The 17,085-nt window shown below is 29.4% G+C and carries 14 protein-coding genes, 1 tRNA gene and 1 riboswitch; of the genes, 14 read left to right on the top strand and 1 reads right to left on the bottom strand.

Annotated features, from left to right (window positions below; all coding sequences use genetic code 11):
* From HRT41_14185 to thiD, 13 genes are all read left to right on the top strand, one after another.
* Positions 1-2,333: hypothetical protein (locus HRT41_14185; protein ID NQY25171.1), on the top strand; the 2,333-nt coding region annotated here is incomplete at its 5' end.
* A gap of 111 nt (positions 2,334-2,444) precedes the next feature.
* Positions 2,445-2,520 (top strand) — tRNA-Glu (locus HRT41_14180).
* A 219-nt stretch (positions 2,521-2,739) separates the two neighbouring features.
* Positions 2,740-3,783, top strand: a complete 1,044-nt coding sequence (locus HRT41_14175; protein NQY25170.1) for a 3-dehydroquinate synthase — start codon at positions 2,740-2,742, stop codon at positions 3,781-3,783.
* Positions 3,773-5,422, top strand: coding sequence for a mechanosensitive ion channel (locus HRT41_14170; GenBank protein NQY25169.1), 1,650 nt, complete (start codon positions 3,773-3,775; stop codon positions 5,420-5,422). Before HRT41_14175 ends, HRT41_14170 begins: the two co-directional genes overlap by 11 nt.
* Positions 5,423-6,688 carry a tRNA (N(6)-L-threonylcarbamoyladenosine(37)-C(2))-methylthiotransferase MtaB gene (gene mtaB, locus HRT41_14165; protein ID NQY25168.1) on the top strand — a complete coding sequence of 422 codons (1,266 nt, stop codon included), beginning with the start codon at positions 5,423-5,425 and terminating at the stop codon, positions 6,686-6,688. It abuts the gene before it with no gap.
* A complete protein-coding gene (locus HRT41_14160) occupies positions 6,672-8,138 on the top strand; it encodes an AAA family ATPase (protein NQY25167.1) in 1,467 nt (488 codons plus the stop codon). The genes mtaB and HRT41_14160 overlap by 17 nt, the downstream gene beginning before the upstream one ends.
* Positions 8,122-8,646 carry a pimelyl-ACP methyl ester esterase BioV gene (gene bioV, locus HRT41_14155; protein ID NQY25166.1) on the top strand — a complete coding sequence of 175 codons (525 nt, stop codon included), beginning with the start codon at positions 8,122-8,124 and terminating at the stop codon, positions 8,644-8,646. The genes HRT41_14160 and bioV overlap by 17 nt, the downstream gene beginning before the upstream one ends.
* Before the next feature lie 27 nt (positions 8,647-8,673).
* Positions 8,674-9,213, top strand: a complete 540-nt coding sequence (mog, locus tag HRT41_14150) for a molybdopterin adenylyltransferase (protein ID NQY25165.1) — start codon at positions 8,674-8,676, stop codon at positions 9,211-9,213.
* Positions 9,214-9,277: 64 nt separating this feature from the next.
* Entirely contained in the window at positions 9,278-9,994 is a 717-nt protein-coding gene (locus HRT41_14145) for a thioredoxin fold domain-containing protein (GenBank protein ID NQY25164.1), read from the top strand.
* Between the two features lie 101 nt (positions 9,995-10,095).
* Positions 10,096-12,297 carry an endonuclease MutS2 gene (locus HRT41_14140; GenBank protein NQY25163.1) on the top strand — a complete coding sequence of 734 codons (2,202 nt, stop codon included), beginning with the start codon at positions 10,096-10,098 and terminating at the stop codon, positions 12,295-12,297.
* 32 nt (positions 12,298-12,329) lie between these two features.
* Positions 12,330-13,433, top strand: coding sequence for a succinyl-diaminopimelate desuccinylase (gene dapE / locus HRT41_14135; GenBank protein NQY25162.1), 1,104 nt, complete (start codon positions 12,330-12,332; stop codon positions 13,431-13,433).
* A gap of 186 nt (positions 13,434-13,619) precedes the next feature.
* Positions 13,620-13,709, top strand: a riboswitch (TPP riboswitch).
* 45 nt (positions 13,710-13,754) lie between these two features.
* Positions 13,755-15,167 (top strand): hypothetical protein, encoded by a 1,413-nt coding sequence (locus HRT41_14130; protein NQY25161.1) that lies wholly within the window; start codon positions 13,755-13,757, stop codon positions 15,165-15,167.
* The gene (thiD, locus tag HRT41_14125; GenBank protein ID NQY25160.1) at positions 15,154-15,966 is read left to right on the top strand and encodes a bifunctional hydroxymethylpyrimidine kinase/phosphomethylpyrimidine kinase; all 813 of its coding nucleotides are present in this window, start codon (positions 15,154-15,156) and stop codon (positions 15,964-15,966) included. Before HRT41_14130 ends, thiD begins: the two co-directional genes overlap by 14 nt.
* A 4-nt stretch (positions 15,967-15,970) precedes the next feature.
* On the opposite strand, the gene HRT41_14120 is transcribed toward thiD, so the two are convergent.
* A complete protein-coding gene (locus HRT41_14120) occupies positions 15,971-16,333 on the bottom strand; it encodes a helix-turn-helix transcriptional regulator (GenBank protein ID NQY25159.1) in 363 nt (120 codons plus the stop codon).
* Between the two features lie 136 nt (positions 16,334-16,469).
* Here HRT41_14120 and HRT41_14115 point away from each other — a divergent pair, with 136 nt between their 5' ends.
* The gene (locus tag HRT41_14115; protein NQY25158.1) at positions 16,470-17,060 is read left to right on the top strand and encodes an NAD(P)H-dependent oxidoreductase; all 591 of its coding nucleotides are present in this window, start codon (positions 16,470-16,472) and stop codon (positions 17,058-17,060) included.
* Positions 17,061-17,085: the final 25 nt, after the last annotated feature.

Genomic DNA, 17,085 nt, shown 5'->3' with positions numbered 1-17,085 from the left:
GGAGTACAGTAATTAATACAGAAGAAACAGCTTTAGCAAGTGAGGGAATAAGTGTACAATTTTCTGCTTCTTCAACAACAGCTAATGCTGGTATGTGGGGATTAAATACAGGAGAGACTACAACAAGTTCTACTTCATACGCAATAATTGATTATGCAATTTATATAAGTGGTTCAAATATGAGTATTTATGAAAATGGTTCATCAAAAGGTGCATCAACTTCTTATACTACTGATGATGTATTATCAATTAATATAGATAGAGAAAGCGGAGTTGTTACGTATTTAAAAAATGATGTCGTTTTTTATACATCAACAAATATTGCCAATTTAGATGCAGAATATGGGTTTTTAGGAGCTCCTTACTCTACTGGTGCAGGAATTACTGACTTAAAATTTTCAGATACAAATGGTATTAATATTTATGAAAATGCAGGAGAGAATCAAACAATTGCAGTATTAAGTGCAGAAGATGATGACAGTACTTCTTGGACCTATGAATTAGTAAGTGGAGATGGTTCTACAGATAATGCTGCTGTAAGTATTGGTGGAGTTAATAACAATGAACTTATATTAGTTGCAAACCCAAATGCAAGTACACAAGAAAACTATTCAGTAAGAGTACAAGTTACTGATAATCATGGAAATACTTATGAAGAAATCATTGCGTTTAATGTTGTTCCTAATGCAGCACCTACAGATATAGAGTTTTCATCTACTGAAGCACTGGTTGTGAGAGAAAATCCAGGAGAAGAAGAAGGTATCACCGTATTATCAGCAAAAGATGATGACAGTAGTTCTTGGACTTATACTTTGATTTCTGGAGATGGTTCTAGTAATAATGCTCTTGTAAGTATTGGTGGAGTAAATGGGGATGAACTTATTTTAAAAAGTTCAGTAGATATAAGTGAAGATGCAAACTATTCAGTAAGAATTCAAGTTGAAGATAATCATGGAAAAACATTTGAAAAAATTGTAGAATTTAAGGTTCTTGCAAACAGTGGTACTACCTCAAGTAATGGAGATTTTACTTTTGGAGATGTAGATGATTCTACTAGTTCTTTATTATATACATGGGGACAAGCAGTACAAAAATTTACAGGACATACTTTTGGGGATAATGAATTAAATATTCCAGATATTACTTTGAATAATTTAAGCGATAATACCATTGTTGTTTTAAGTAATATTCAAATAGGAATGGTGATTTTTGACAAATCAAATCCAGATAATACTTTTACTTCTAGTATTTATAATACAAGTGTTGATGTTAGTTCTTGGGATTTAGAAAATTTGAGTGTTAATGTTGCTCAAAATATTTTTACTCATGTGAATTCTTATTCTTATGGCTCTGTTTATAGAACAGATGCGTATCAAGAAGAAATTACTTTAAGTGTAAGAACAAAAGATGCTACAAACCAAGAACAAGGTGTTATCCAAGAAGTAAGCTTAAGTATTAATGTAACAGAATCAGCAAGATGGATATCTTCTCCTATAATCTTAGATTTAGACCATGACGGAATAGAAACCCTAGGCTTAGAAAATGCAGTACGTTTCGATATTGATGCTGATGGAGATAAAGATAAAACAGGTTGGGTTGGAGCTGATGATGGTTTACTTGTCCGAGATATCAATGGTGATGGAATAATCAATGATGCTTCTGAGTTATTTGGTGAAGAAACCATAAAAAATGATGGCACAAAAGCCAAAGATGGATACGATGCTTTAAAAGAACTTGATTCTAATAATGATGGTGTTATTAATAAAGATGATGAATTATTTGATGAATTAAAAGTTTGGAGAGATTTAAATTCTGATGGTATTACTGATGAAAATGAAATGATTTCTTTAGAAGCAGCTAATGTTTCTGAAATATCATTACAGTATGAAGAAAGTAATATCGAAGATAAAGGAAATATTATTGGGCTTCAAGGTTCTTATAAAGACAATGAAGGAAATGAACATGCTGCTGCTGATGTATGGTTCTCATATGACAAAAACTCTGCTTCTGAAGGTATTGATTTAGATATAAATAGAATAAACAATTCAACACTTAATTTGAACAATGATAAACAAGATATTATTAATTTAAAATTTGATGAATTAATTGCTTCAACAAATGAAGATGATGAACTTATTATATTAGGAGAACGTGGAGATAGTATTATTTTAGATGGTGGAATTAAAAGCGATGAGAATGAAGATGGAAAGTGGGAACAAAGTGGTACCAAAGAAGACGAAGAAGGTAAAACCTATAGTGTCTTCCAAAGTACTAATGGTACCAGTATTGTTAAACTTCTAATTGAAGAAGACATAGATATAAATACTTTCTAGAAGAATAAAGCAAAGTTATTTACTTTGCTTTATTCTTCAAAATATACAATTATTTTCTACTTTAAGCATCATTAAAAACTATCTTGATTATAATCTGCATCCTATATTATTGACCCCGTCGTCTAGTGGCCAAGGACAACAGGATTTCCTCCTATTAACGCAAGTTCGAATCTTGCCAGGGTCGCCAATACTATAAAAACTCACAAATAATTTTTTTGAGTTACTATTTTTCCTGTAGTTTTTGTATTTATTAGTAGAAAATTAAAGCTAAAAGTCATTTAATACTAAGAAAAATTATAATTTTTTGCATAAATCCTAGCTCATTTACCTGCCCTTATATAGAGACATCAACTCAAATTAATAATTTTTAGATATAATCACTATACTTTATAAACATGGAAGATACATGACAGTTAATATTTCTTTACCCAATGACGTCACTTATGATATAACAATTAATAAACTTAAAAACAATTATTTTGATAGAAAAGTAGTTATTGTTACAAACCCAACTATTAAATCCCTTCATTTAGACTATCTTCTTCAATTTATTTCAGCAAAAGAGTTAAGTATAGTAACTATTCCTGATGGAGAACAGTACAAAAATATGGAAAACTTGGAACTAATATTAGAGCATTGTTTTTTAAATAAACTCAATAGAAAATCATTATTGATTGCTTTTGGTGGGGGAGTTATTGGGGATATGACGGGCTTTGCAGCCTCTATTTACCAAAGAGGAATAGAATTTATACAAATACCTACTACTTTACTTTCTCAAGTGGATGCAAGTGTTGGTGGAAAAACAGGAATTAATAATAAATTTGGGAAAAATCTAATTGGTGCTTTTCATCAACCAATGGCAGTGAATATTGATCCTTCTTTTTTATTAACTCTTCCTAAAAGGGAATTTGCAGCAGGTGTTGCAGAAATTATTAAAATGGCTGTTACTTTTGATAAAGATTTTTTTGAATACCTAGAAACAAATGATTTGGATTCTAATGAAAACATTATAAAAGCGATTTCATTATCCGTTCAAACAAAAGCCATGGTAGTTAATCAAGACGAAAAAGAAAATGGCATTAGAGCTGCATTAAACTATGGACATACTTTCTGTCATGTAATAGAAAAAGAAACACAGTATAAAAAATATTTACATGGTGAAGCTGTTGGTATTGGAATGTGTATGGCAAATGATTTAGCATTTAAACTGGGGCTAATGAGCCAAGAAGATGTAAAAAGAGTAAAAGATGCACTTAAACGTTTTAATATTCCTACTTCTTATAAAATAAAAGATATTGATGCTTTTTATGAAGATTTTTTCTTAGATAAAAAATCTTTGGATGACAAAATAAAATTTATTTTGCCTAAAGGCCTCGGAGACTGTATAATAACTAGTGATGTTAAGAAAAACGATGTTATGGATGTATTAAAGGCATATAATGAAATATAACAAATTTATTCAGATGTTTTTCCTTAGTTTTTGTTTTTTATTTTCTTTGAGCGCGATTGCTGCCCAAAATGATGTAAATTTGGACATGAATACTCTTGTTCAAAATGATCAAGATCTTGAAAAAATCAATTTTATTAATAATAAATTAAAAAAGATTGATGAAGATATTAAAAACAATATCTTATTAAAACGTTATTCAAATTATACAGCTTATAGAAAAATTTCTGCCGAGTTAGATGATTTGGAAATATATTTTAAAAAGATAAAACGAAAAAGAGGCGCTAAGTACAAAGAAGACAGATATCAGCTTTCTAATAAAATTAGAATCAAAAAGAATGAACTTGAGTTGATTGATGAATATAAAGATTCTCCTATTGGTTCTTTGATTAATCCTCCTGAAGTAGGAAAAATTGAGCGTATTACGAATCCCTTTGGAATTATTAATGCATTGTCTTTTAGTAAAAAACTACAAAAAAATAATAAAACGTTTAAAGCTTTAAGTACCGAAGTTTCGAGTTTAACTTCCTTAATTGAAGAAAAGATTTTTTTATATTTAGAACTGTATAACTTAGAACTTTTTAATATTGATAAAAAAGAAAAGTATAAAAAGAATATTATCTTTCTTGAAAAAGAGAAAAAAGATTTTATTATGGTTCTTGAAATTATTTCAACAACACAAGAAGTTTATGCAAGAAGAATAGAACAAATCATATTAGAAAACAATGATCAAATATCTTTACAATTTGAGCAAATGTTAACTATGGCTATCATTATTTTTTCGCTCTTTTTGCTTTCTTTTTTAATTAAATTAGCATTAAAAAAATATTTTTCACAAAATGACAATTATTACATGACCAATAAAATCATTAATTTCATGTTGGCTTTTATGGTCATTATGATAGTAATGTTTGCATATATTGACAATGTATCGTATTTGATTACTATTTTAGGGTTTGCATCTGCTGGTATTGCTATTGCATTAAAAGATTGGTTTATGTCAATTTTTGGATGGATGGTTATAGTTACTTCAGGTTCTATTCAAGTAGGCGATAGAATTAAAGTAACCAGAGGTGGGGTTCAAGCTGTTGGAGATGTACTTGATATATCTTTATTTAAAATAACAATTAGAGAAGATATTACTTATACTTCTTATACTGTAAATAGAAGAACAGGAAGAATTATTTTTATTCCTAATAATTATATATTCTCAGAAATAATTATGAATTATACTCATGCAGGTTTACGTACTGTGTGGGATGGTATTGATATTGTAATTACTTATGATTCTAATTATAAAAAAGCCCAGCATATAGCAAGAGAAATTTTAAAGCATTATTCTAAAGGATATACAGATATCACGCGAAAACAATTATCAAAAATGAGAAATAAATATTCTTTAAGAGCTACAGGAGTAGAACCTAGAATTTATACTTTTGTGGAATCTTATGGAATAGTCATTTCTTCATGGTATCTTACAAACTCATATTCAGCTCTTGTATTAAGAAGTACTATGAGTCCGGAGATTTTGGAAGCTTTTATGAAAGAAGACGATATAACCATCGCTTACCCTACTCAAACTATTAATAATGGAACTGGTCCTACTCAAAGAGTGGCACCCTTAGATTTACCGGAAGTATAAATGAATTTTACAAAAAACAAACAAAAAGTATATTTTAAAACATTTGGTTGCAGAACCAATGTTTTTGACACTCAAGTTATGATGAGTAATCTAAAAGACTTTGATATTACTTTGAATGAAGTTGATGCAGATGTTGTTGTTATTAACTCTTGTACGGTTACTAATGGGGCTGATTCAACAGCAAGATCTTATATTAATTCTTTAAAAAAGATGCCGAATGTTCCAAGAGTTGTTTTTACAGGTTGCGGAGTTTGGACAAAGGGTGAAAAACTTTTTGAAGAAAAAAAAGTAGATGCTTTATTTGGCCACAGTGAAAAAGAAAAAATCAATGAATTGTTATTGCAAAAAGAGCGTTTTTTCGAAGCAGGGGACTTAGAGCATTTAGATAATACTATCGTTGAAGAATTTATTGGAAAAAGCAGAGCTTTTATTAAAATTCAAGAAGGCTGCGATTTTAGATGTTCTTATTGTATTATTCCTTATGTAAGAGGAGATGCAAGGTCTTATCAAGAAGATAAAATTCTGGAACAAATTAAAACCTTAGCTAATAATGGTTTTGGAGAGTTTATTTTAACAGGAACAAATGTTGGCTCTTATGGTAAGAAAAAACATACTTCTTTAGCAAAATTACTTAAAAAAATTGCTAAGATAAAAGGTGTACGACGCATTAGAATGGGAAGTATTGAACCCATACAAATTGATGATGAATTTAGAGAGCTTGTAAACGAACCCTTTATGGCAAAACACCTTCATATTGCTTTGCAGCATACTTCAAAAGAGATGCTTAAAATTATGAACAGAAGAAATAAGGTTTTAAAAGATTTAGAATTATTTGAGTTTTTAAGAAATAATGGTTATGCTTTAGGAACAGACTTTATAGTGGGACATCCAGGTGAGAGTGAAGAAATATGGAGTGAAGCTATGGAGAATCTAAAACGTTTTCCATTAACACATGTTCATGCTTTTACCTATTCAAAAAGAGATGGAACGCCAAGTGCTACTATGAAAGGCGAAGTTAGAGGGAATATTGCAAAAGAAAGATATAAAGAATTGACTTCTATCATCAAAGAAAAAAATTATATCTTTAGAAATAAAAACACTCAAAAATTAGAAATTTTAATTGAACAAAAAAAGAACGGAAAATATATTGGTTTGGATCAATTTTTCAATAAAATTGAAGTAGAAAGCGATAGAGATTTAGTCGGTGACTGGATTTATATAGATAATTATAAAAGAAACGAGGAATATAATGTCGCAAGATTCTAATAATAAGAACTTAGATAACAATCTTAAGTTTATGATTTTATCATCAATTGTTTTATTCATACTGTTTATTTATATGATGCTTAAAGGGGATACCAGAATCGCTGGAACTTCCTATTACGTAGGTTTATTTTTTCTTATTATGTTGTTGCTTACAGCAATAGTACTAAGAATAAACAAAGACAAATTAAAAGCCTATTTTGATAAAAAACGTAAACAATCTGGTCTTGAAGCAAGTCCTTTACCTTCTTTAAATGAGCAGAATGAAATAATAAAAAGTTCGCATATAGAAGCACAAACATCTGATGTTTCTTTTAAAGATGTGGCTGGGATTAAAAATGTAAAAGCAGAACTGGAAGAAATTGTTGATTTTTTAAACAAACCTGAGCGTTATTTAAAACATGGAGTTAAACTTCCTAAGGGTGTTTTGCTTGTAGGGCCTCCAGGTGTTGGTAAAACACTTATCGCAAGAGCAGTTGCAGGAGAAGCTTCTGTACCTTTCTTTTATCAAAGTGGTTCATCTTTTGTTCATATTTATGTGGGAATGGGTGCTAAAAAAGTAAGAGAGTTATTTACTGTTGCAAAAGCCAAAGCACCTGCTGTTATTTTTATAGATGAAATAGATGCTGTTGGTAAAAAAAGAACGGGTGGTTCTAATGATGAGAGAGAAGCTACTTTAAATGAACTTTTAACACAAATGGACGGTTTTGAAGGGGATTCTGGAGTTATTGTTATTGCAGCTACTAATAAACTAGAAATGTTAGATGATGCACTTTTACGAGCGGGGCGTTTTGATAGACGCGTTCATATATCTTTACCTAATATAGAAGATAGAAAAGATATTTTAAACCTTTATTTAAAAAAGAAAAATCACAGTATTAATGTTGATTCCCTAGCAAGTGCAACTTCTGGTTTTTCTTCTGCTTCTTTATCTACTTTAATTAATGAAGCACTCTTAAGTATGATTAAAAGAGAAGATGTAAGTATTAATGAAAAAGACATACAAACAGCAAAAAGTAAGTTAGAGTTTGGGAAAAAAGAGAATATGATTTTGGATGAAAAACAAAAAGAAATTTTAGCTATTTATCAAGCTTCAAAAGCATTTATCTCTAAAAAAAGAATTCTTCTATTTGATGAAGGAATAAGTAAAAGGGATATTGCTTATCCTTCAAAAGTAGAGCTGATTTTTTTACTAAAACAATACTTAGCAGGTTCTATTGGAATAGACGTTATTAAACATGAACAATATATTGTAAATGTAAAAGATTTACAAGATGCTGATACTTTGGCCCTTACAATGACCAATGATTACAAAATGGCTCACTCAAGTGAAGAATTGTTAAGTGAAGTAAAAAATGCCTTAAGAAGTGAATTGTCAAAGAATATTAATACCATTAATAAACTAAAAGACATTATGTTGGATAAAGAGGTTATAAGTGAAAATGACTTCTAATTATTTTTCTGGCTTTTGTCTAAAAGATGAAAAAGAACTGTTTTCTTCTTATTTAATAGAAAATGACTTTACGCTACAGGGATTTTCATATGGGTGCATAGAAGCATTTTCTAAAGCTTTAGTAAGCGAAAAAAGAATAGACTTATTACAACTCTTCTCACCTGCTTTTTTTCAAAGTAAAAATAAAAAATTTCACAGATTACAACTTATGTATTATAAAAAAAATAAAAAATCCTATGTTTTGAACTTTATTAAAAACATTGCATCTCCTTCTTCTTATGATTGTTCTTCTTATATTAAAGAAGGAACATACGAAGAATTAGAAACATTGTTGTCTTATGAGTGGAAAAAAGAGAATCTTGAAAAACTTTTGGGAAAAGGCACTAAGATTGAAGTATATTTGGGCGAAAAAGATGAAATAATTCAAAGCAAAGAAACAATGGATTTTTTTAAAGAGTATGCAAGTGTTTATTATATAAAAAATGCAGGACATATATTAAAAACGTGATTTATCTATTTAAAAAAAGGATTATTATTGAATAAAAATATTGCAAAAATTGGGATTATAACAGCTAGTGATAGAGCAAGTGCAGGTGTGTATGAAGATTTATCTGGTTTAGCTATCGAAAATACATTAAATGAATACTTAAGTTCTTCTTGGGAAAAAGTATACAGAGTTATTGAAGATGATCAAGCTACAATCGAAGCTACAATGAAAGATTTAATTGATAACCATGGTTGTTGTTTAGTAGTTACAACGGGTGGAACAGGTCCTAGTTTAAGAGATGTAACTCCAGAAGCCACTGAAGCTGTATGTGATAGAATGATGCCTGGTTTTGGAGAATTAATGAGAAGTGTTTCGCTACAATATGTACCAACCGCAATACTCTCACGTCAAACAGCTGGTTTAAGGGGATCTTCTTTAATTGTTAATCTCCCTGGAAAACCTAAATCTATTAAAGAGTGTTTGGATGCAGTTTTTCCAGCTATTCCTTATTGCATTGATTTGATGAATGGGCCTTTTTTAGAGTGTAATGAAAAAAATATAAAAATTTTTAGACCTAAGAGTAAATAGTACGTATTAAATAAGTGTTAACATTCTTTTGTTAATATTTTTATAATTATTTTAAAGGATGAACATGAATAAAAAAGTTTTATTATTAGGTGCTACTTTGATGGCATCATTATTAAGTGCAAAAGAGTTAAGTTTTAAAGAAGTTCAAGAAATCGCCAAATTAGATATGTTGGTTAAATCACAAATCATAGTTGAAAAAGCATATTTAGAAAATGATATTTATATGTTGAAAACGAATATTAGAGGACAAGCCCAAACACTTTTTTTAACAAAAGATAAAAAGAATTTGATTGCAGGAAAAGTCTATAATACTAAAACCAGCACTGAGTTAAGTATTCCCAATGATATTTCTATTTTAAAAGGAAAAGAAGGTTTTTCTTATGGAAGCGGTAGTGATGAATATTATTTGTTTACAGATCCAGAATGTCCCTATTGTAAAAAATTTGAAGCTTATTTACCTCAATTAAAAAAACATTTAAAAATAAATGTTTTCTTTTTTCCTCTAAGTTTTCATAAAGATGCGAAAGAACTAAGTTATTTTATCTTGTCTCATAAAGATAAAGATGCGCAAGCTCAAGCTATGTTTAAAGCAGAAGCTTCTAATGAAGATTTTAAAAACAGAAGCTATAAAAGTGGTGAAAAAGGACAATACATTGAAATGGTTGATAATCATTTAAAATTAGGAGCACAATTAGGGGTTCGTGGAACACCTACTATTTATGATTCTAATGGTAAAAGTATAGTTTGGACTTCTTTACTGGAAAAATATAATATTAAATAAAACGCTTGCTAAAGCAATAAAATCTCTTTATTTTATTGCTTTTCCCTCCTAATCTCCTTCCTTACATCCAATATTTATTCAAAATAAGCTATAATTCGCGCATGCAAGATATATTTAAAAAATTAGATTTAGAAGATTATATAGAAAGTTTTTCTTCTCTTTATGCAAGAGAAAAATCAGTTATTTTAGAAGGTGATATTAATTTACACCATAAGCTAATAAAACAATTAGAACAATACAATTTTAAACAAGTTCCTAAAGTTGCTAATCTTGATACTGCTTTGATGCGTATACAAAAACAAGCAGTTTTGAAACTTGATGATATTTTTGAATTTGTAAAGATTATTTCATATTTTGAATATTTAAAACGTTTTAATTTTGATGGAAAACTTGAAGAATGGTTTTCTAAAATTATTACGCCTATTGATATTATTAAAGTGCTTGATTATTTCTCTGATAATGGAGAATTAAAAGAAGGTTTTGATGAGGATTATGATTTAGTTAAACAAGCTATGTACAAAAATAAGCTTGTAATAAAAGAAAGTTTATACAAAAGTGTAAATAACTCAAAACTAAGAGCTTATTTAGTTGATTCCCAAGTACATTTTATTAATCAAGAAGAGTGTTTATTAGTACGTGGTGGGTTTAATCATGTTCTAAAAGGTACAGTAATTCACAGATCAAATGCTGGCTTTTTTTATGTTGTTCCTCACAGTGTTAGTGCATTAAAACAAAAACAAAGTGATCTAAAAAACAAAGAAGAAGAAATTTTATTGAAAATATGTAAAAGTATTTCTTCAAGTTTCAACAAAAACCTTATGTTTTTAAAGTTTATAAACAAAGAGTTTGATAGATTTGATCATTATCAAGCACGATTATTTTTCGCAAAAAGTGGAAACAAGAACTTCATTATTCCTAATAAAAATCACAAAAATAAATTAATTGACTTTTGTCACCCAGCGCTAAGTGATCCTAAACCTATTAGTGTAGATTTTACAAAAGCTGTAGTTATGATTACTGGTGTTAATGCTGGGGGTAAAACAATGATGTTAAAATCTGTTTTATCTGCTGTTTTATTGTCAAAATACTTGATTCCTTATAAAGCTGATGCCAGATCTACCATTGGGCAATTTAAAAAAGTAATTGCTGTTTTAGATGATCCTCAAAGTGTAAAAAATGATATTTCTACTTTTGCAGGAAGAATGCTTGAATTCTCAAAACTTTTTAATCAAAGAAATGTCATTGTAGGTGTAGATGAAATCGAATTAGGTACGGATTCAGATGAAGCAGCTTCTTTATTTAAAGTAATAGTAGAAGAATTAATGAAAAAAGATATACAAATTATTATTACAACCCATCATAAACGTTTGGCTGCATTAATGGCTGCAAATGAACAGGTTGAATTAATTGCGGCTTTATACGATGAACAAAACAGAAAACCAACCTATGAGTTCTTGCAAGGGACAATAGGGCGCTCTTACGCTTTTGAAACAGCAGCAAGATATGGAATTCCTTCTCATGTAGTTAAACTTGCAAAAGAGGTTTATGGAGATGATAAAGACAGATTAAATGAATTAATTGAACGTTCATCTTCGCTGGAGCGAGAATATAAAGAGAAAATAGCACTTTTAGATGAAGAAATTAAAATGCATCAACGCTTAAAAATTAATTTAAAAGAACAAAAAGAAGATTTAGACGATCATATTTATATGGAAAAATCAAAACTTCATAAAGAATATAAAGATGCCACAAGTGAAGCAAAAAAAGCAATTAAAGCAAAAATATATAAAGAGTCCCATCAGCACTTAAATACAGCTCATGTAAAAATGAAAGAAATAAAAGTGCAAAAAGTTGAAGAAGAAATCAATTTTAAAGTAGGGGACCGGGTTAAATACAATACTAACAAAGGCGCAATTGAATCCATAAAAGGGAAAAAAGCCTTTATCCAAACAGATGGTGGCATGCGCTTGCAAGTAAATTTACGAGATTTAAGACGCTCAGGAAATGCTCCTAAAATTAAAGTAAAACAAAAAGTATCTGTATCTGTTGCTAAAACAGGTGCAGGACATGTAAAACTTGATTTACATGGACAAAGAGCAGATGAAGCCATTGATAATTTGGATAAATTTTTATCTGATGCTTTAATTGCTGGTTTTGACGAGGTTTTAGTTTATCACGGTATTGGTACTGGTAAATTGGCATTTGCTGTAAAAGAGTTTTTAGATACTCATCCTTGCGTAAGAGCTTATACCGATGCTCATCCTAGCTCTGGTGGTTATGGTGCAAAAGTAATTAAACTTTAAAATACAATACATTTTTTAATATAGGAATAAATATGACAGTAATAGAACTTTTTCAAAAATTATTAAGATTTAAATCATTAACACCCATAGATGATGGTGCTTTTGATTTTATTGAAGAGTATTTAGGAAATACTTGGACCTGTATTAATATAGATACGCAAGATACTAAAAACAGATTTTATTACAAAAAATTTAACGACAGTGCTCAACATTTATGTTTTGCAGGTCATATTGATGTTGTTCCTTTAGGGGAAGGTTGGAGTGTTGATCCTTTTGCAGCTGATATTAATGATGGTATTATAATTGCACGTGGGGCTCAAGATATGAAAAGTGGCGTAGCTGCATATTTATATGCGTGTAAACATGCACAGAACTTTAATGGTACTTTATCTATTCTTATGACTTCTGATGAAGAAGGTCCTGGTACTTTTGGGACGATTAAAGCCTTGGAGTATTTAAAAAGTATTGATTTTATTCCTACTTATGCAGTTGTTGCAGAACCTACTTGCGAGCTAACATTTGGTGATGCTATTAAAGTGGGCAGACGTGGAAGTATTAATGGGTATTTGCATATTCAAGGAAAACAAGGTCATGCTGCTTATCCTGAAAAAACAATTAATCCCATTCATCAGCTCTCAACTACCTTATCAAATATTGCAGGATATAATTTTGATGAAGGAGATGAATATTTTTCACCCTCACAACTTATTATTACAGATATACGAGCTGGAATGCAAGTTACTAATGTAACACCTGATACACTTGATTTAATGTTTAATGTAAGAAATTCTACGAATACCAAACAAGAAGATATTAAAAAATTTATTCATAAACAATTTAAACATACCAATTATACGCTTGAATTAACACAAGGTTCTTATCCTTTTGTAACAAATAAAGAATCAAAAGTAGTAAAAGTAATGGAAGATTCCATCAAAGATATTTTAAATATTACAACTAAACACTCAACAGCAGGTGGTACTTCTGATGCCAGATACTTTGGAAGTTTTGGTATTGAAGCCATAGAATTTGGTGTGATTAATGATACAATTCATTCAATAAATGAAAGAACAAGCGTGAAAGAAGTTAAAGCTTTAGCGGAAGTTTTTTCTTCTTTAATCAAAAATTTTGATTAGTTTTCCTTAAGTCTTAACAAAAAACTTTTACAAAATATAAACAATAACTCTTCTTTAAAAGATATACAAAATATTTTGTATATCTTTTATCACGTATAAAACTACTACAATTATTATATTTAGAAATACTTCCTGCATTTACTCCTATTCATTTTGATAATTAATCTTATTTTGATTATAATTCACAATAAGCTTTAGGGGTGTCATTTTGACTGAGACCATACCCTTATACCTGATCTGGTTTGTACCAGCGTAGGAAAAAGTTATTTGATAAAAATAAATTTTAAAATCCTTAAGCTTAAATATTAAAAAAGGATTATAATGTTTCCAACATTAGTTTCACAAGGCTTAATTGCCTCCATTATTCTATTTTTAGGTTTTGCTTTTTATTCGTATAAAAAAGCAAAAAACTCCAATGATTCATTGATTATTTATAAAGATGCTGTTTCTTCAACGCTGGGGGTTTCCACATTAACTGCTTCAGCTTTAGGTGTGTGGATTTTATTCTCACCTGCTTCTTCTGCTTTATGGGGTGGATTACCAAGTGTTTTTGGTTATGCCTTAGCTTCTTCTTTGCCTTTACTTGCTTTAGCATTTTTAGGTCTTAAAATCAGAAATGCAATGCCTAATGCTTCTTCTTTAATTGAATACACAGAAGTAAAACTTGGAAAATCCTATAAAAATCTTTTGCTTGTTTGTACCATTTTTTATATGTTTATTTTCTTATGTGCAGAAATGACCGCAGTTGCTAAAGTATTACAATCTTACGGAGGTTATTCTTTAGGTTTGGGAGCTTTTATTATCTTACTTGCAACGGCATCTTATTCTTTAATGGGTGGTTTACGTTTATCTATTAAAACAGATTTTATTCAATTTATCTTAATTATGTTTGTTTTATTGGGATTGTTTTATTTCATTCCTTGGAATAAAAGTTTTGAAACGTTTGATTTTGCAAGTACCATGAGCAGTGATTTTACAAACTTCAATCATGTGGCTTTTGGTTTAACACTTATTATTGCAGTCTTATGTACAGAAGTATTTAATCATACTTCATGGCAAAGAGTATATGCTTTAAAAAAAGATGTTCTAAAACGTTCTTTTATAATTTCTGCGCTTATTGTATTTGTTGTTATTTTCATTTTAGGAATGACAGGATTATATGCTAAAAGTACTGGTTTATTAGGCTCTGATGCAAATTTAGCACTTTTTGATTTATTGGCATTAAAAAGCCCTGTTACTATTTTTATTCTGATTTTATTTGTAGTATCTTTGGTTTTATCTTCTAGTGATTCTTTATTAAACGGAATTGCTTCTTTGTTTGTACTTAATAAAGAAGAAAACTCTAAAAATCTTTCTTTTTACAGATGGGTAATTGTACTTACTTGTTTTCCTGTTTATTATATTGCTTCAAAAGGTTATGACGTATTTTACTTATTTTTAGTCGCTGATTTAATTTGTTGTGCACTTATAGGTCCAGCAATTTTTGCAATTTTAGGAAAAAGAGAATATCCAAAAGCTTTTTTAATTGGAATTATTTCTTTAGTAGTTGGAGCTTTATTATTTCCAGGACTTAATTTTACGGATGGGATATTAGTGTCATTTTTAGGGGGTGCTAAAGAAGTACCTGCTTTACTTGCACAGAATCAATTGTTTTTTTCTTTTATTCTTTCGGTTTCTTTGTCCTTTATTTTGACTCTTCTTTTTTCAAAAGAAGCGAAAAATGTTAAGATATAAAACCCTTCAAATCATCTCTGGATCTGATTCCAGTGGTGGGGCAGGGATGCAAGCAGATATAAAAACAGCTACATCTTTAGGCGTTTATTCTTTAAGTGCTTTAACAGCCCTTACCGCCCAAAATACCTGTGGGGTAAGTGAAATCCTAGATATTGATGAAAAGTTTGTTAAAGCCCAATTAGATACAAATTATGAAGATATCAAATGTGATGCTGTAAAAATTGGAATGCTTCATAAAAAAAGCTTAATAAAAGAAATAAAAGATTTTTTGCTTAAAAATAAAATACAAAATATAGTGCTTGATCCTGTTATGGTTTCAACCTCTGGAGCTGTTTTACTTGAAGAAGATGCTATTTTATCTTTGAAAAATGACTTATTTCCTTTAGCAGATATTATAACTCCCAATTTACATGAAGCAAGATTGTTGTTTGAAAAAGATATAAATACAAAAGAAGATGCTCAAAATGCCTGTTTATATCTTGGGACTTTTGGCTGTAAATATGTTTTAATTAAAGCTTTAGAGTATGAAGAAGGTTTTAGTATCGATTGTTTATATAGTGTAGAAACAAAAGAATTTACGTACTTTAAAAATAAAAAGATAGATACGTTAAACACTCATGGAACTGGTTGTTCCTTATCTTCTGCTATTGCTTCTTATTTGGCACTTGGTTTCAAAATAGAAGAAGCTTGTCAAAAAGCCAATACTTATGTTAATGAAGCTATTACTTCGGGTTCTAAGTATAAGATTGGGAAAAATACTGGCCCTATTAATCACATGTATAAGATTATGAAAGACTAGTTTTTTACTTTTCCATATCACAAGAGTCTGGAGTTATTTCTCCATGCTCTTGTACATAACCAAGACCCCAGTTGTACATTTCATTTACTACTGTTTTTAATCTTTTTCCACTAGGAGTTAATGAATATACTACTTTTGGAGGAACTTGAGCAAAAACTTTTCTGTTTATGATATTCTTTTCTTCTAATTCTTTTAATTTTACAGTAAGTGTTTTTTGTGTTATCTCACAAATTTCTTCATTCAGTTCTTTAAACCTTTTATTGCTGTCTAACAAATGATAGATAATAGACAATTTCCATCTGTCATTAAATATGTCTAGGGTTACGTTAATAGCACAGTTGAACTCTTTATTATTAATAATATACATTAATTTCCTTATATGAAAGTATTATATCATAAATAAACAAATACTCCATTACTTACCTAAAGTAATGTAAGCAACATTTAAGTTAATTAGCAATATACTCCAAAATTAATGGATAACATAAAAGAAATGAGGTCAAATGAAAAAAGTACTGATTATAAATGGACATCAAAGATACGAAGGTATTGCGGAAGGAAAATTAACAAAAATATTAATTGATGCTGCGCTTGATGTTTTTAATGAAAAAGACTTTGAGGTGCAACACAGTGTAGTTGAAAGCAATTATGATGTAAAAGAAGAATTGGAAAAATTTGCCTGGGCGGAGTATATTTTATTTCAATATCCCGTATATTGGATGGGTGTACCTTGGCTTACAAAAAAATACATTGATGAAATTTTTTCAGGGGGTTATGGAAATGTTACTTATGTTAATGATGGAAGAAGCTCAAAAGACAGCAGCAAAAAATATGGAAGTGGAGGTTTATTACAAGGTAAAAAATACATGTTAAGTTTTACTTATAATTGTCCTTCAAGTGAATTTTCAAATAAAGAGGGTTTTTTTGATGGATTATCCTTAGATGAAGCCAATATCGCGACTCATAAAACGTTTCAGTTTTGTGGAATGAACGCATTAAAAAGTTATGCGATGCATGATATTTTTAAAAGTGATTTAGATGTAAAAAGTGAGCTCAAAGTATTTAAAGAACTTTTATCAAAGAATTTTTCTTAGAAAAATTGTTTATAACTTACTTTTA

The sequence above is a fragment of the Campylobacteraceae bacterium genome, from assembly GCA_013215945.1.
Taxonomy (GTDB): Bacteria; Campylobacterota; Campylobacteria; order Campylobacterales; family Arcobacteraceae; genus NORP36.
This window is presented reverse-complemented; position numbering and strand designations above follow the sequence as displayed.

Coding starts and splice junctions, on each gene's coding strand:
- HRT41_14145 (NQY25164.1), top strand. CDS start 9,278: ATGAATAAAAAAGTTTTATTATTAGGTGCTACTTTGATGGCATCATTA.
- HRT41_14170 (NQY25169.1), top strand. CDS start 3,773: ATGAAATATAACAAATTTATTCAGATGTTTTTCCTTAGTTTTTGTTTT.
- HRT41_14130 (NQY25161.1), top strand. CDS start 13,755: ATGTTTCCAACATTAGTTTCACAAGGCTTAATTGCCTCCATTATTCTA.
- mtaB (NQY25168.1), top strand. CDS start 5,423: ATGAATTTTACAAAAAACAAACAAAAAGTATATTTTAAAACATTTGGT.
- HRT41_14140 (NQY25163.1), top strand. CDS start 10,096: ATGCAAGATATATTTAAAAAATTAGATTTAGAAGATTATATAGAAAGT.
- HRT41_14115 (NQY25158.1), top strand. CDS start 16,470: ATGAAAAAAGTACTGATTATAAATGGACATCAAAGATACGAAGGTATT.
- HRT41_14160 (NQY25167.1), top strand. CDS start 6,672: ATGTCGCAAGATTCTAATAATAAGAACTTAGATAACAATCTTAAGTTT.
- dapE (NQY25162.1), top strand. CDS start 12,330: ATGACAGTAATAGAACTTTTTCAAAAATTATTAAGATTTAAATCATTA.
- thiD (NQY25160.1), top strand. CDS start 15,154: ATGTTAAGATATAAAACCCTTCAAATCATCTCTGGATCTGATTCCAGT.
- HRT41_14120 (NQY25159.1), bottom strand. CDS start 16,333: ATGTATATTATTAATAATAAAGAGTTCAACTGTGCTATTAACGTAACC.
- HRT41_14175 (NQY25170.1), top strand. CDS start 2,740: ATGACAGTTAATATTTCTTTACCCAATGACGTCACTTATGATATAACA.